Genomic DNA, 15,216 nt, shown 5'->3' on the forward strand with positions numbered 1-15,216 from the left:
ACCCGGCTGCGTCGGCGGCTGCCAGACATGTCGGACGAGACCCTGGCCCGGCGGGCCAGCGCGGTGGAGCTGCCGTCCGGTCGCCGGGTCGCCGTCAACGCGCGCAGGCTCGGCGAATGGGCCGGCGGCCAGTCGGTACCGCGCAGGTTCGAAGCCGTCATGGCGTTGGTACAGGCCGTCGAGAGGGTGGCTGGAGGCGCGTCCGCCGATCAGCCCACGCTGGCGCACTGGCAGCGGCTGTGGCGTGCCGCGCGGGATTACCGGAGCAGCCCCGCCCCTGGACAGCAGCCGCAATCGCAGCCGCAGCCGCAGCCGCAATCGCAGATCGTGATCGGCCGTCCGCCGAGTGATGCCGCCGCACTGCGGCGGCGTGACGGGTTGGCCGAGAGCATCGACGCGGGCATACGAGACGCATCCGTCCGGCAGATCCTTCTCACGGGTGCGGGCGGCGTCGGCAAGTCTCAACTGGCCTCGGCGGCGTTCCACCGCGCCAAGCAGCGGGCCGAGATCCTGCTCTGGGTGCCCGCCGGCGACCGCCTGTCGGTCCTCGGCAGTTACGCCCGCGCGTGGCGGGCACTGTCCGGGGCGCGCATCGAGAGCATCGCGGGGGAAGCTCCCCCGCCCGGCACCGACCCCGGCGGGGACGACGAGACCCAGGCCGACCTGTTCCTGACCTGGCTGAGATCAACCACCACTCCCTGGCTCGTGGTCCTCGACGACATCGACGACCCCGGCGAACTGGCCGGGCTCTGGCCGGCCGGTGACGCCGGCCGGACCGTCCTGGCCACCCGTCGGCGGGACGCCACGCTGCTGCGCCCGGGGGTCCGGATGATTGCCGTCGGTGTGTTCACCGCCGACGAGGCCACCGCTTACCTGGCCGACCGTCTGCTGCTCGACCTGGGCCCGGCCGCCGGGCACCACGGGCCCCCGGCGCACCGTCGCGAGGATCTGACGGCCCTGGCCGCAGCACTCGGCCACTTCCCGCTCGCCCTCTCCCAGGCGGCCGCCTTCCTCCTCGACACCGGCATGGACCTGCCCACGTACCTGAGCCTTCTGGCCGACCGGCGGGAGAGCATCGCCGGTCTGCTTCCGCCCTCCTCCCCCGCGGACGAGCACGGCGGCACGGTGACGAGCACCTTGCAACTCGCCCTCGGGCGGGCGGAGTCCCTGGCACTGCCCGGGACCGCCCGAGCCATGCTCGAACTGATCTCGATGTTCGCACCCGACGGCATTTCCGACGCGGTACTGCTCGGTCCGGCGGCGCGTGACTGGCTCGGCGGTGACCCCGTCCCGCAACGGGGCGCCCTGCTGGCGTTGCGGGCACTGCACCGGTTGAGTCTGGTCACCCACCACGGACCTGCCGGCCCGGCGGTCGTCGAGGTGCATTCCCTCGTCCAGCGCGCTGTCCGGGACGGTGTACCGGCCGACCGCCGCGAACGGCTCGCCACAGCCGCGGCCGACGCGCTGGAGGAGGTGTGGTCCGCGCCGGACTGCGAACCGGAGACGGAGACCGCCCTTTACCGCAGCGCCGAAGTGCTGCTGGCGAATGCCGGCGGCCACCTCTGGCACGGCGGCGGCCTGCATCCCCTGCTCCGCCGCTTCGGGCCGCATCTGACCGCTCTGGGCCGCCCCGCCGCGGCCCGGGACATGGCCCAGGGCCTGGCCGACCAGGCCCGGCGCCGGCTGGGCGACGGCCACCGGGACGTTCTGACGCTGCGTTCGCAGGCGGCCCAGGCCGAGGGCGACCTCGGGGACACCACGGCGGCTGTCCGGTCGCTGGCGGAGATCAGACGCGAAGCGGAGGACAGCCTCGGCAGCGTGGACCCGGACACGCTGTCCATCCGCCTGCACGAGGCGCGCTTCCGGATGGAGTCGGGCCTCATCGACGCCGCGCTGGCCGACTTCGTCACCCTGGCCGCCGAGACGCGGGCGACGCTCGGCGCCGGTGACCCGCTGGTGACCGCCGCCGACGAATACGTCGCCCTGTGCCGCGGGCTCTCCGGGGACGCCCGAGGCGCGCGCGACGCGTACGCCTCGATCGCCCGGGAACTGGAGCGGGACCTCGGGCCCCGGCATCCGGCGACGTTGAAGGTCGTCACCGACCTCAGCCGGTGGATCGGGGAGACGGGTGACGTGCGGCTGGCCGTGACCACCTATCAGCAGGCGGTGGACGGCTTGGTCTCCGTCGTCGGCCGGCTGCACCCCGAAACGCTCGTCGCCCGGCACAACCTCGCCTACTGGCACGCGATCGCCGGTGACCTCGACGGTGCGATCGAGCAGTTCGACACAGCGGCCGACGACGCCGAACTCGCGCTGGGCGCCGAGCACCCCACCACCCTGACCTACCAGGTCAACCTTGTTTTCTGGCGTGGCGTCGCCGGAGACACCGCCGCCGCGTCGGGCCGACTGGAGCGGCTCCGGCGGACCTTGGAACGGGTCCTCGGCGCCGACCACCCGCGCACCCTGCGGGCCCGGCAGCAGGAGGCCGAACTCCTGCACCGCGGCGGTGACCATGCCACTGCCGCCGAACGGCTCACCACCCTGCTGGCCGACATGGTCCGGGTCCAGGGCGCCAACCATCCGCGTACCCGGGAGGTCGGCCAACTGCTGACGCGGTGGTCGCGGGAGCCGGCCGCCGCGGTCTCGCAGGACTTCAACGCGACGGAGAAGACACCGCGGGCTGCCGCCGACGGACAGTCCTGACCATCGCGCCCCCCGCCACGGCCGCGACTGTGCCGACGATCGCCACCTCGATATTGAGACGCTCGCGGTCCTGGACGCTCAGAAGGTTCGCCGTCGCCCGCGCCTTCTCCTCGGGCGACAGCTGCAGGTCATAGAGACGATGTTCGGCCCACTGCCGCTCGTCCTTGTCCGCATACGTCAGCAGGCTCAGCACGGCGAACGCGACACCCACCACGATCATGAGTACGCCCACCACGGACACGGTCCTGCGCATGATGCCCCCTTATGGCAGCGGCCGGAAGGTTGCCGCTGCCGTGCCTTGAGGCTGCCGAACCTAGAGCCGGGGCCCGTTCGCTGTCCCTCGCCGAATCCGCCGGCACCTACATCGGACCAGGCCAGGAGCGGGATCGCGGCCCCCGCTCCGGCCCGGTCCGGGAGGACCGGGTGCCCCGGTCGGCGCCGGGGTGCTGAAGCGTGTCGCAGAAGGCTGCGTCGCGCCAGGACACGGCGGCGCCTCCTGGTGATCGTCCGGCCGGTGGACAAGTCAACAGGGGCCGGACAGGCGGACGGTGGTGCGGAGCCAGGGACATCGGGGATGATGTGCGATCTCGAAGCGGCAGCCCGTGAGGCCGTTGGGGCGTGGGGACGTGGCAGGGGGTTATTCGGGTGGACCCGTTCGAGGCACTGGAGGCTGGGGATCCCCGGCAGGTGGGGCGGTACCGGATCGTGGCCCGGCTGGGCGCGGGTGGAATGGGCCGCGTGTACCTGGGGCGCTCGCCCGGCGGACGGTTCGTGGCGGTGAAGGTCGTACGCCCGGAGCTGGCCGAGGACGCCGGCTTCCGGCGCCGGTTCGCCCGGGAGGTGGCCGCCGCCCGCCGGGTGAACGGGGCGTTCACCGCGGGCGTGGTCGACGCCGATCCGGACGGATCACCGGCATGGCTGGCGACGGTGTACGTGCCCGGGGTCCCGCTGGGTGATGCCGTGGCAGCGCACGGACCGTGGCCGCAGGCCGAGGTGTTCGCACTCGGGGCGGGGCTGGCCGAGGCCCTGGAGGTCATCCACGCGGCCGGCGTGGTCCATCGGGACCTCAAGCCGTCGAACATCCTGCTCGCTGCGGACGGACCGCGAGTCATCGATTTCGGGATCTCGGTGGCGGGCGAGGCCAGCGCGCTCACCAGCACCGGCACGGTCGTGGGCACGCCGGGGTTCATGTCCCCCGAGCAGCTGACCGGCAAGCCGGTCGGACCGGCGAGCGACGTCTTCGCCCTGGGTGCGGTACTGGCCTTCACCGCGACCGGGGCCGGGCCGTTCGGGACCGGCTCGGCGCACGCCCTCAGTTTCCGCGTCGTGTACGAAGAACCCGACCTGCACCAACTTCCGCCGGTCCTACGGGCCCTGGTGGCCTCCTGCCTGGCCAAGGAACCCGACCGGCGGCCCACGGTGACCACGCTGCTGCACGAGCTGGCCGATACCTCCGGCGGTCGGCCGGCCGTCCCACCGGCATCCACGCCGACTGCGTCGACGCGGACAGTCACCGAGCCCGGCTGGCTCCCCGAGCCGGTCGCCGCGACCGTGCACTCGCGCACCCTCGCCGCGCCACTGCCCGAGGCTCCGCCACCGTCACGGCCCGAGACGTCCGAGCGCCCGCCCACGGAGCCGGTGCCGGCGGAACCCGGCGCCGGCCGGCCGGAGCGCCCGGCGCCGACCCGGCCGAGGGAACAGCGCGACTTCATCGTCCTGCCGCCCGGGGCGCGGCTCCCGTCCCTGCCGCCGGTCAAGGCTGCGGGACGCCCGGCCGGGATCACCCGCAGACGGACCCTGCTCGGCCTCGGCGGCGCCACCGCCGCAGGACTCGGCTTCGTCGGCTGGAAGATCCGCGGCAGCGGTTCCTCTGCCTCCGGCGAGCAGCGGTGGCTGTTCCGCGCCGGGGGCTCCCTGAACTCGTCGCCGGCCGTGGCGGGCGGTGTGGTGTTCGTCGGCAGCGGGGACGGCAACCTGTACGCGGTGGACGCCGCCTCCGGCGAGCAGCGGTGGAGGTTCCGCACGGGCGGCGCCGTGCTCTCGTCGCCGGCCGTGGCGGGCGGTGTGGTGTATATCGGCGGCGTCGACAACAGCCTGTACGCGGTGGACGCCGCGACCGGCAAACGGCGGTGGAGGTTCCGCACGGGCAACGCCGTGGACTCGTCGCCGGCCGTGGCGGGCGGTGTGGTGTTCGTCGGCTGCAGGGACGGCAACCTGTACGCGGTGGACGCCGCCTCCGGCGAGCAGCGGTGGAGGTTCCGCACGGGCGGCGCCGTGGGCTCGTCGCCGGCCGTGGCGGGCGGTGTGGTGTTCATCGGCAGCGGGGACGACAACCTGTACGCGGTGGACGCCGCCTCCGGCAAACGGCGGTGGACGTTTCCCACGGGCTGGGCCGTGCGCTCGTCGCCGGCCGTGGCGGGCGGTGTGGTGTTCGTCGGGAGCCAGGACGGCAACCTGTACGCGGTGGATGCCGCGACCGGCAAACGGCGGTGGAAGTTCCCCACCCAGCACTTTGTGTCCTCGTCGCCGGCCGTGGCGGGCGGTGTGGTGTACGTCGGGAGCGAGGACGGCAACCTGTACGCGGTGGACGCCGCGAGCGGCGAGCAGCGGTGGAGGTTCCGCACGGGCGGCGCCGTGCTCTCGTCGCCGGCCGTGGCGGGCGGTGTGGTGTACGTCGGGAGCAAGGACGGCAACCTGTACGCGGTGGACGCCGCGAGCGGCGAGAAGCGGTGGAATTTCCACACCGCCAGATCCTTGTACGAGGACCCTGCAGTGGCCGACGGGATGGTGTATATCGCTGGCGACACTGGCCTCTTGTATGCGGTGACGCTGTAGGGGCCGGGACCATGTGGCCGACGTGAGACGGCATCGCCGGGCCGGCGTCTGCATGCGTGGACCGCGCGTGAGTGAACTGTGGAAGTCCGACAACTGCTGTGCGTAGGCGTTGAGGTGCGGCGTAGCTGGCCCGGGGTGGCCAAGGGGTGGCCGGACGCCTTTGGACGACGTGATACGAGGTAGCACAGACCAACAAGCCGCACATGCTCTGATCAGGCAGAACGTCACTCAGTAGCACGACCGGGCACCACGCAGCACGAACGCTCACGGTCTCGTAATGCGTAGGTCTCGGGTTCGACTCCCGAAGGCGGCTCCGGCAAAGGCCAGGTCACATAGCCCGTGACCTGGCCTTTCGTCATTCCTTGCGCGACTTTTGGTCTAAACCACTTACCGATCGGGCACCGAGGTGGCCAGATGGGGCCCGATCTGGGGCCCGCACGAGTCCAGTCTATCCGCGTTTTAGCCCCTTCTTCTTCGATGCCCGGTGTGCGGTGATGAGGTCTCAGAAGACTGAGACCTTCGAGGCGGGCATCTCGGGCAGCACCGTCTGGTTCGCGTCGGTCGTCATCCGCATCGACGGCCCCGATCATCGCCTGCACGGCTTTCCGTGCGACGCCGACGGCCAGTGCCGGACTCTCGGCCCTCGTGGCGGCCGTCGTAGAGCCGGATCGGTAGCAGGCCGGACAGATCTACCAGCCGGTCTCAGCGGTCGGAGAAGAACTGGGGCGGTACATCATGCAGTTCGGCGACGCGACGCGGTGCACCAGGCGGCGCGTAGTCGGAGACGATCCAGTTGAAGATGCCCGGGGCGTAACTGGTGTGAAGGCCGTGCATCTTGAGCACGCCGAGGTGGCGGACCAGGTGCAGCTCGACGTCGGGGCCGTACATCGACGAACCCGGTGTGTCACCGGTACGTGGGGCGCGGCCGGATACCGCTGGTGTTGCGTCTTGCATGCGAGGTCCGAGGTGTTTACCCGTTCATGATCGGGCGATCGACCGTCCATGGTCCGATGCGTCATAGCCTGCCGATCGTCGCGTACCCCACCGTCGCCCTGCCTGCCGGCAGGGCGCTGTCGTGACACGGACCGATCTGGGCCGGCGTGATGGCGTCGCGCGCGTCCACATACGAGGCGCTCGCGTGTTCCCCGTATCGCGGGGGAGCCGTTGCGGCCCTGTGCACCGGACATGGGTGAGGGGTAGCAGTGCGTTCGAGACACCGCAGTCAGCGGAAGAGGATCTGGTGGGGAGCCGCCGGGGGGCTCGCCACCGTCGGGCTGGTCATCGGGGCGGTCGCACAGGCCGCCCAGGGATCCGGCTCCACCCAGGGGCAGGGCACTGTCGGCGGGACGGCGGTGTCCGCGCCGATCAAGCCCGCCCTGCACACGCTGCAGGCCGACTTCAGCGCGGCCGCCGCGGAGTTCCACGTGCCGAGCAGCGTGCTGCTGGCCGTCTCCTACCAGCAGACGCTGTGGGAGTCGCACCGCGGCAGCCCGTCGGTCACCGGCAACTACAACGTCATGGGCCTCACCTCGGTCAGCCGGTCGGATCTCCGGGCGGCGTCGGACACCCCGCCGGAGACGAACGGCCGGGGTGACGACCCCCGGGCGCCGCACCATCCCGCGGCAACGCCGTCGGACAGCGGCACGGTGCCGCCGATCACCCCGGCGATGCGCACCCTCGACACGGCCGCCTCGATGCTCGGCGACTCACCGGCGTCGCTGCGCACCTCCACGCGACAGAGCGTGCGCGGGGCCGCCGCGCTCCTCGCCTCGTACGAGCGCGCCGCGACCGGGTCACTGCCCACCACCTCCGCGCAGTGGTACCCCGCGGTGGCCCGCTTCTCGCAGGCCGCGAACTCCGCCACCGCCGACCAGTTCGCCCACCGGGTCTACGCGACGATACGCACCGGCGCCCACCGGATCACCGCGGACAACCAAGAGGTGACGCTCACCGCCGACCCCTCGGTGCCGGTCCAGGCGTCCCCCAAGCTCAGCCCCGACCTCAAGTCCGCGGCGGCCCAGCCCTCGGACGCCGTGGCCCTGAAGACCACTCCGCAGTCCGGGGTGGCCCACGTCACGGCCGCCGTCACCCCGCTGTCCCCGCGGACCCCGGTGGTCCAGGCGGACACGACCACGACCACGACTACGCCCGCGACCGAGTGCCCGTCCACGCTGGCCTGCACCTTCACGCCGGCGGCCTACGCGCTGAACGGCAGCACCGACCAGACGGACTACGGCAACTACGACCTGGCCAACCGCCCCGCGGACGGGGACGCGATCACCAGCATCGTCATCCACGACACGGAGAGCACGGCGTCCTCGGCGATCAACGCGTTCCAGAAGCCGTCGTCCTACGCCAGCGCGCACTACGTGGTCGGCGCCGACGGTTCGGTCACGCAGATGGTGCCGACCAAGGACGTCGCCTGGCACGCGGGCAACAAGTACGTCAATGACCACTCGATCGGCATCGAGCACGAGGGCTACGCCCTGACCTACGGCTCCTGGTACACCGAGCAGGAGTACCAGTCCTCCGCGGCACTGGTGACCTACCTCGCCCAGCGGTTCGCCGTCCCGCTCGACCGCGAGCACCTCATCGGCCACGACGACGTTCCCGGTCCGCTCGACGCGTACTACGAGGGCATGCACTGGGACCCGGGCCCATGGTGGAACTGGGGCCACTATCTCGCCCTGCTGCAGGCCTCCCCGAACGGCGACGGCATGCCGGTGGCCGGTGGCGAGGTCACCATCACCCCGCCCTGGAGCACTGCGAACGAGCCGACCCTGACCGGCTGCGGCTCCTCCACCACCACCTGCCCCGCCAACCCGGCCAACTTCGTCTACCTGCGCACCAGTCCGTCCTCCACCGCCTCCCTGATCAAGGACCCGAAGTACACGGCGGACGGCCAGACCACCGGCTCCACGCTGGGCTGGGACTGGACCGACAAGGCCGTCTACGGCCAGACCTTCGTGGTCGCGGCGGTGCAGGGCGACTGGACGGCCATCTGGTTCGACGGGCAGAAGGCCTGGTTCTACAACCCCGGCGGCGCCTACTCCATGGCCAACACCGGCACCGCCAAGCAGCTGATCACCCCCGTCGGCACGTCGGCGGTCCCGGTGTACGGACGCGCCTACCCGGAGACCTCCGCCTACCCCTCGTCCCTGAGCACCCTCGCGGCCGACCCCAACCAGCAGCTGACCCCGCTGAGCCACGAGACCATCCAGCCGGGCCAGGCGTACCGCGCGCTCGACCAGGTGACGGGCGACTTCTACTACGCGGAGAACCTCAACTGCACGGCCGACCCCGACTGCCTGCTCGTCGTCGGCACCACGCGGTACTACCCGATCCGCTACAACCACCGGATCGCGTACGTGAAGGCGAGCGACGTCAGAACGATCCAGCCGGTCGTGCCGCCGACCGGCACGTTCAAGCCCGTCACCCCGGCGCGGATCATGGACACCCGCACGGGCACGGGTGTGGCGAAGGCGAAGGTCGGCCCGGCCGGTACGGTCGGTCTCCAGGTCGCGGGTGTGGCCGGGGTGCCGAGCAGTGGGGTCACCGGTGTGGTGGTGAACGTGACCGCGACCGGCGGGACTTCGTCCAGTTACGTCACCGTCTATCCGGACGGCAGTCCGCGCCCGGCGGTCTCCAACCTCAACTTCAGCGCGGGCGAGACGTTCCCCAACCTGGTCGTGGTCCCCGTGGTCGACGGAAAGGTCGACTTCTACAACAACGCAGGCAGCGTCAACCTCATCGCCGACATCACCGGCTACTACACGAGTGACGGCAGCGGATCGAAGCTCACCAGTGTCGGCCCGGCGCGGATCATGGACACCCGCACGGGCACGGGTGTGGCGAAGGCGAAGGTCGGCCCGGGCGGTACGGTCCGTCTGCAGGTCGCGGGTGTGGCCGGGGTGCCGAGCAGTGGGGTCACCGGTGTGGTGGTGAACGTGACCGCGACCGGCGGGACTTCGTCCAGTTACGTCACCGTCTATCCGGACGGCAGTCCGCGCCCGGCGGTCTCCAACCTCAACTTCAGCGCGGGCGAGACCTTTCCCAACCTGGTCGTGGTCCCCGTGGTCGACGGGAAGGTCGACTTCTACAACAACTCCGGCAGCGTCAACCTCGTCGCCGACATCACCGGCTACTTCAGCAGCAGCGGCTCCGTCGAGCACAACGCCGGCCCGCTCCGCGTCATGGACACCCGCAACGGCACCGGCGTCCGCAAGGGCACGGTCGGCGCCGCCGCCAAGGTCACCCTGACCGTCGGCGGCAGGAACGGCGTCCCCGTGAACGCCACCGCCGTCGTCCTCAACGTCACCGCGACCGGCGGTACTTCCTCCAGCTACGTCACGGTCTACCCCGACGGGACCACCCGGTCCAGCGCGTCCAACCTCAACTTCACGGCCGGCGAGACCATACCCAACCTGGTCGTCGTCCCCGTGATCAACGGAAAGGTCGACTTCTACAACAACGCCGGCAGCGTCCACCTCATCGCCGACCTGACGGGCTACTTCACCAGCTGAGCCCCAGGGCGGCGGGTCGCGAGGCGTACACCGGACGCGCGTGTGCCCGCCCACGGCAGACGGGCCTGGTCACGAACGGCTCCTCCCTTCGTGGCCAGGTGCGTCTGCGCCGGCAGGCCCGGCACCAGCAACGGTCCAACCGAAGCGATCAACGGCCGCCTGGAGCACCTGCGCGGCTCCGCCCTCGGCTTCCGCGACCTCACCAACTACATCGCCCGATCCCTACTCGAGACAGGCGGATTCAGACCCCGACTACTCCCTGCATTGGTGAAGAGCCGCTCTTCCTGGGGGTCGGCCGTTGAACTTGCCGCAGGTGAGGTGCCGGGGCGGATCGGCGTCGGCTGCCCGACCAGGGACAGCGATGCGCAAAGGCAGCCGGAGGCCCGATCTTGTGTCACCGTTCGCAGTGGACTTCTTCGCGTACCCGCTCAGAGCGGTCAACGGCGCACCCGATAGCGCAGATGAAGCACCCGGTTGCCCTGAATCACCACGTCAGGATCCTCCAACAGGTGCTGCGCGTCGACCGACCCGAAGTAGCGCTTGCCGGACCCGAACACGACGGGTACGACGTCCATGCGCACCTCGTCGACCAGACCCGCGGCAAGCACCTGGCCACCGACCTCGCCGGCGGCGACCTCGACCATGCGGTCACCCGCAAGCCCTTGCGCCTCGGCCACGGCTGCCTCGACGCCGTCGACGAAGTGAAACGGCGCCTCGGGGTCCCAGCCCTCGGGCTCCGGCCGGTGCGTCACGACGACCACGTGGTCGATCCCGCCCGGCGGCTTCCCGTCCCAGCCGTCCGTCATGTCGAAGACGTGGCGGCCGACGACTGTCACCCCGATCTGGTCCCAGTACGGCCGGGTGTAATCGTAGGACGTCTGCGACACCTTCACCTCGCCGCTCTCGTCCAACGGGACGTCACCGCTGGACAACCAGTCGAACAGCGGTCCGGGCTGGTCATTCTCGTCCGCGATGAAGCCGTCCACCGACACCGAGCTGTACATGACCACCTTGCCCACGGGGCTCTCCTCTGCTTTGGGGTGCCCCAAATTAGCGTGTCGTGAGCTGTCGCTCTTGTAAGAAATCAATCGGCCGGCAGCGGCCAGCTGTCCAGCACGTGGCCGGGATGTTCGCGCAGGAACCGCCGCCGGACTTCGACGTACCGGGTCGGCGTGAGCCCCGGTCGCCCCAGTCGATCGGTCCGGCGGGGTTGATCGCGAACACGGTGGCGGCGAAGCGGTAGGTCCGGGCCAGCCGCTTCGGCGTGACGCCGATGAGCTCCTTGAACCGCTGTGCGAGATGAGTGCTGCTGACACCGGCTGCCACGTTCAGGTCGCCGATCGCCAGGTGGCGGATTGCCTCGCGGGGTACAAAATCCTCTGTGATCACCAAGCGCGACGATGCGTCCCGTGGGCTGACGCGCGAGGAGTTGCTCGCATTGCCTGCGGCCGTGGATCTGGAGACGGCGAACCGTGCGCTGTCCCCGAGCCGCACCACGGGGTACGACCTTGCCGAGCGCGGCCGGTATCCGTGCACGGTCCTGCGTCTGGGCAACGCCTACGGGGTCGTCACCGCCGACTTGCTCAAGCTGCTCCATATCGGTGTAAGCGAGAGGCCTGCGAATGATGGCCATCGTCTCGTATGTGTGATCTCGACAAGCCGTGCCACCAGTGTCGCCAAGGAGCTGTGCAGGTCGGTTCATCGCATCGCCAAGGGGCGGGGAGCGCAAGGGGAGCGCGGACGCCTCGCGGGACCGCCCGCGGTCGGCCCCTGGGACCCCGAACTGGCCCGTGCCATGGAGGAGTCGGGCAGAACGGTCATGGAGGAACGCCTCCTCCCGGCGCTCCTGTCCGACCTCACCCGCACCTGACAGGGCGAGTCCGGTGGCCGGCTCGATCAGCCCACCGGGGAGTGTCGGCCGGCGTTCACGGACGAACCGGAGCCTGGGCCCCCGGCCGAGGAGGCGGACGATCCTGAGCGATGGCTGTACGTTCCGGCGCTGGGCTCCCGGACCGGCTACCAGGACATGGAGCTGTTCATCGGCGGGCTCGGCGACGCCGCCCTCGCCGACCGGCTGCGGATCGCCATCGGCGGGCGGGGCGCCTTCCGGCGCTTCAAGTACGTCCTCGCCTGTGACGAGCGCTCCTGGCGCCGGTACCACCGGTTCTGCGACGAGCGACAGCGTGGTCGGGCTCGCGCCTGGCCGGCCGGGGAGGGCTACTGCCCGAGGCTCCCCGTACAGCGACTCCGACCCGGGCAAGGGGCGGGAGAAAGCAGCCCGTGTACCACTCCGACGCAGAGGGACAGCCCCGGCAGGTTACCTTCAGCGACCGCAAGGTCACCGATTGTCAGACCCGGATGGCACAGTGTGAAGCACGGTGTGCACGGGGGAGGACGCCATGGCCGGTACGACAGGAAAGCACCTCACGCTCGCAGCGCCACGCAGGGAACTCGGTCTGCGGGCGGACGAGTTCACTCCAGGGATCGAACACAGCATGATCCGTACGAGCTGGAGCGGGGACGAGCTGTGCGTCAGAGCGGGCGAGGTGGCCCGATGGCGTGCGAACCCTGGCGCCGATCAGTTGGCGCGTGGCGGGGAAGCGTGCACCTGAAGAGGCCGTTTCTCGTGTCGGAACTGATCGCTGCAGCTGCTGTCGTGCCGTTTTGCCCGCCGACCTAAAGTAAGTACACTGATTATAAGTACACATACCTTTGGAGGCGGCATGTGGGATTTCGAGCACACCATCGAGGCTGATGTCACCCCGGCTCAGGTCTGGTCGCGGTACGTGGACACAGCCAGCTGGCCCGAGTGGGACGAGGGGATCGTGCGGGTGACGCTGGACGGGCCGTTCGCGGCGGGGAGCACGGGCACGATGACGCCGGAGGGGCAGGATCCGCTGCCGTTCACCATCACGGAAGCTGTTCCGGAGCAGGGATTCACCGATGAGACGGTGATTCCCGACGCGGTCACCCTGCGGTTCATTCACCGGCTGACTGCTCTCCCCGGTGGGCGGACGAAGATCACTCACCGCCTCGAGATCGAAGGGCCGGCCGCCGAGGCGATGGGGCCTGAGCTGGGACCGCAGATCACTTCGGACTTCCCCGAGGCCATGGAGGCCTTGGCGAAGGTCGCAGGACAGGCCGGATGACCGATCGAGCAGCGCGGGAGCAGGGGCCCTGGAACAACCCGGGGTTCCTGCTCTGGCGCGTCACACTCCGCTGGCAGCGCGCCGTCGCCGGTGCCCTGCGGCCCTACGAGCTGACCCATCCGCAGTTCGTCGTGTTGGCCAGCGCCTGGTGGCTCGGCCGTCACGGGCAGCCGCCCAGCCAGCGCGAACTCGCGGAGCACGCCGGGATGGATGCCATGACCGCGTCCCAGGTCGCCCGTGCCCTGGAAGGCAAACGGCTCATCAGCCGTGAGCAGGACCCGCACGACACCCGGATCAAACGCCTGCACGTCACGGAGCAGGGAACGGCACTCGCCCGGGAGGCCATCGAGCTCGTCGAGGCCGTTGACCGGGCCTACTTCCAGGCGACACCGGACGGGCCGGCCTTCGTCGAAGCGCTGCTGGCCCTCGACGCACAGCCCGGCTCAGCAGCGGTTCTCCCTGGCGCGGGCAGCGAGTAGCACCCCCAGCGCGCTGACCACCGAGGCCAGGGAGAAGAAGGCGAGGCACCAGAAGGCCGCTCGATGGTTGGAGACGGCTGTTGCCCCGCCGCTTCCGCTGCTCACCACGGAGACCAGCAGTGCGGAGCCGACGGCACCACCGAGCCGCAGGAAGATGTTGATCAGAGTGACGGCGTCGGGGATGCGTGGTGGGGCCACGGTCACGTACGCGGCTGTCGAAGAGGGCACCACTGACAGCGCGTTCCCGACGCCGAGCAACAGCAGACACGCCTCGAGGACGAACAGTGAGGTGTCTACTGGCAGCAAGGCCGCAGGTACGAAGGCCAGCGTTGTCACCACCGCACCCGCGAGGGACACCGGCCCGCCGCCGAAGCGGTCGGTGAGCTTGCCGGCGAAGGGCAGTACGGCTGCTCCCACGGCAAATCCGATCATGGCGAGGCCGGTGTCCACCACGCCGTATCCACGGACCAGTTGGAAGTAGAGGGCCCAGATCACCAAGGCGCCGAACTGGACCACTCCGGCCAGCAGACTCGACGCGGCCGCGGCCATGAACACCTTGTTGGCGAACAGGTCGAGGTTCAGCAGCGGCGCTTCGGTTCGGCGGGTGAGGACGCCGAAGGCGACCAGAGCGGCGCAGCCCAGGACCAGGGGGCCGTAGAACGTCGTGAGGGTCAGGCCGTCCGACGCGTCGGACAGGCTCACCGCGTAGGTCACGGCCGAGAGGCCGGCACCGACCAGGACGAAGCCCACGGCGTCGAACCGGGCCGCCTTCGTGGGCTCGCCTCGCGGGATGAGACGCCTGCCGAGCCAGAGCCCGACCAGACCCACCGGGATGTTGACGAGGAACAGCCACCGCCAGGAGGCATGGGCGATCAGCAGACCGCCGATCACCGGACCCGCGGCCGGGCCCAGCACGAGTGCCGCCCCGGCGGTGCTCATCACCCGGCCCATCAGATTCCGGCCCGCGACCTGGGCGATGACCGTCTGGCCCGCCGGCAGCAGCAGCCCGCCGAAGAGTCCCTGAAGTATCCGGAAGAGGACGAGCAGCCGGATGTCGGTGGCCAAGGCGCACAACATCGACGTCAGGGTGAAGCCACCGAGTGACCACATCCACAGACGGCCGGCGCCCAGGCGACGGCTGCCCCAGCCGCACAGCGGCAGGCCGACGACCAGGCCCAGCAGATAGCCGCTGACGATCCACTGGGTGGACCGGAGCGATGCGTGCAGATCGTCCGCCACCGTGGCGAGGCCGACGTTGACGAGCGCGGCGTCGAGCTGCGTGATGAAGGCGCCCACGATCACCACCGCGGTCACCTGCCACACGTGGCGGGGAACGCCGGGCACCGGCTCCTGCGGGCCGTCGGCGGCGGCGATGGTGCCGCCCGACGGCTCCGTCTCACCCGAGGGCGGTCTCATGTTCTCTCCCGTGCGCTCGTGACTGTCGGCTCCTCGGCACCAGAGGAATCGATCGCGGTAGCAGTTCGGTCGTGAGTTGCTCGGAATCTCTTCGAAGGCGCCGTCGCAGGG

11 protein-coding genes and 2 pseudogenes are annotated in these 15,216 nt (G+C 70.5%); 8 read left to right on the forward strand and 5 right to left on the reverse strand.

The window, feature by feature from the left end; all coding sequences use genetic code 11:
• Window positions 1–27: 27 nt before the first annotated feature.
• Window positions 28–2,703: a tetratricopeptide repeat protein gene (locus tag QFZ76_RS28750; RefSeq protein WP_307676440.1), complete on the forward strand. Its 2,676-nt coding sequence runs from the start codon at window positions 28–30 to the stop codon at window positions 2,701–2,703.
• On the opposite strand, the gene QFZ76_RS28755 is transcribed toward QFZ76_RS28750, so the two are convergent.
• Window positions 2,654–2,956 carry a hypothetical protein gene (locus tag QFZ76_RS28755; protein WP_307676441.1) on the reverse strand — a complete coding sequence of 101 codons (303 nt, stop codon included), beginning with the start codon at window positions 2,954–2,956 and terminating at the stop codon, window positions 2,654–2,656. The two genes, QFZ76_RS28750 and QFZ76_RS28755, sit on opposite strands and share 50 nt — an antisense overlap.
• A 392-nt stretch (window positions 2,957–3,348) precedes the next feature.
• On the opposite strand from QFZ76_RS28755, the gene QFZ76_RS28760 reads away from it, so the two are divergent.
• Entirely contained in the window at window positions 3,349–5,538 is a 2,190-nt protein-coding gene (locus QFZ76_RS28760) for a PQQ-binding-like beta-propeller repeat protein (protein WP_307676442.1), read from the forward strand.
• A 702-nt stretch (window positions 5,539–6,240) separates the two neighbouring features.
• Here QFZ76_RS28760 and QFZ76_RS28765 read toward each other — a convergent pair.
• Window positions 6,241–6,426, reverse strand: a complete 186-nt coding sequence (locus QFZ76_RS28765; RefSeq protein WP_307676443.1) for a hypothetical protein — start codon at window positions 6,424–6,426, stop codon at window positions 6,241–6,243.
• Window positions 6,427–6,740: 314 nt separating this feature from the next.
• On the opposite strand from QFZ76_RS28765, the gene QFZ76_RS28770 reads away from it, so the two are divergent.
• Together QFZ76_RS28770 and QFZ76_RS28775 are read left to right on the forward strand one after the other, a co-directional pair.
• On the forward strand, window positions 6,741–10,061 hold the full coding sequence (locus QFZ76_RS28770; protein ID WP_307676444.1) for an N-acetylmuramoyl-L-alanine amidase: 3,321 nt from the start codon (window positions 6,741–6,743) through the stop codon (window positions 10,059–10,061).
• A gap of 114 nt (window positions 10,062–10,175) precedes the next feature.
• Window positions 10,176–10,322 (forward strand): annotated as a pseudogene (locus QFZ76_RS28775) (transposase); the annotation flags it as partial.
• Window positions 10,323–10,498: 176 nt separating this feature from the next.
• Here the strand turns inward: QFZ76_RS28775 and QFZ76_RS28780 are convergent.
• Window positions 10,499–11,080 (reverse strand): dihydrofolate reductase family protein, encoded by a 582-nt coding sequence (locus tag QFZ76_RS28780; protein ID WP_307676445.1) that lies wholly within the window; start codon window positions 11,078–11,080, stop codon window positions 10,499–10,501.
• A 31-nt stretch (window positions 11,081–11,111) separates the two neighbouring features.
• On the reverse strand, window positions 11,112–11,450 hold the full coding sequence (locus QFZ76_RS28785) for a hypothetical protein (RefSeq protein ID WP_307676446.1): 339 nt from the start codon (window positions 11,448–11,450) through the stop codon (window positions 11,112–11,114).
• Between QFZ76_RS28785 and QFZ76_RS28790 the strand changes: the two are divergent.
• The 4 genes and pseudogenes from QFZ76_RS28790 to QFZ76_RS28805 all read left to right on the forward strand — a co-directional run.
• Window positions 11,443–11,655, forward strand: a pseudogene (locus QFZ76_RS28790) (hypothetical protein); the annotation flags it as partial. The gene QFZ76_RS28785 and the pseudogene QFZ76_RS28790 overlap by 8 nt on opposite strands.
• Before the next feature lie 51 nt (window positions 11,656–11,706).
• On the forward strand, window positions 11,707–11,931 hold the full coding sequence (locus QFZ76_RS28795) for a DUF2399 domain-containing protein (RefSeq protein ID WP_307680157.1): 225 nt from the start codon (window positions 11,707–11,709) through the stop codon (window positions 11,929–11,931).
• A gap of 853 nt (window positions 11,932–12,784) precedes the next feature.
• Window positions 12,785–13,210, forward strand: a complete 426-nt coding sequence (locus tag QFZ76_RS28800; RefSeq protein WP_307676447.1) for an SRPBCC family protein — start codon at window positions 12,785–12,787, stop codon at window positions 13,208–13,210.
• Complete coding sequence (locus QFZ76_RS28805; protein ID WP_307676448.1) at window positions 13,207–13,689, forward strand: MarR family winged helix-turn-helix transcriptional regulator; 483 nt, start codon at window positions 13,207–13,209, stop codon at window positions 13,687–13,689. The genes QFZ76_RS28800 and QFZ76_RS28805 overlap by 4 nt, the downstream gene beginning before the upstream one ends.
• Here the strand turns inward: QFZ76_RS28805 and QFZ76_RS28810 are convergent.
• A complete protein-coding gene (locus tag QFZ76_RS28810; RefSeq protein WP_307676449.1) occupies window positions 13,654–15,105 on the reverse strand; it encodes a DHA2 family efflux MFS transporter permease subunit in 1,452 nt (483 codons plus the stop codon). The genes QFZ76_RS28805 and QFZ76_RS28810 overlap by 36 nt on opposite strands.
• Window positions 15,106–15,216 lie beyond the last annotated feature (111 nt).

This window comes from Streptomyces sp. V4I2 (assembly GCF_030817655.1).
GTDB classification, from domain to species: domain Bacteria; phylum Actinomycetota; class Actinomycetes; order Streptomycetales; family Streptomycetaceae; genus Streptomyces; species Streptomyces plumbiresistens.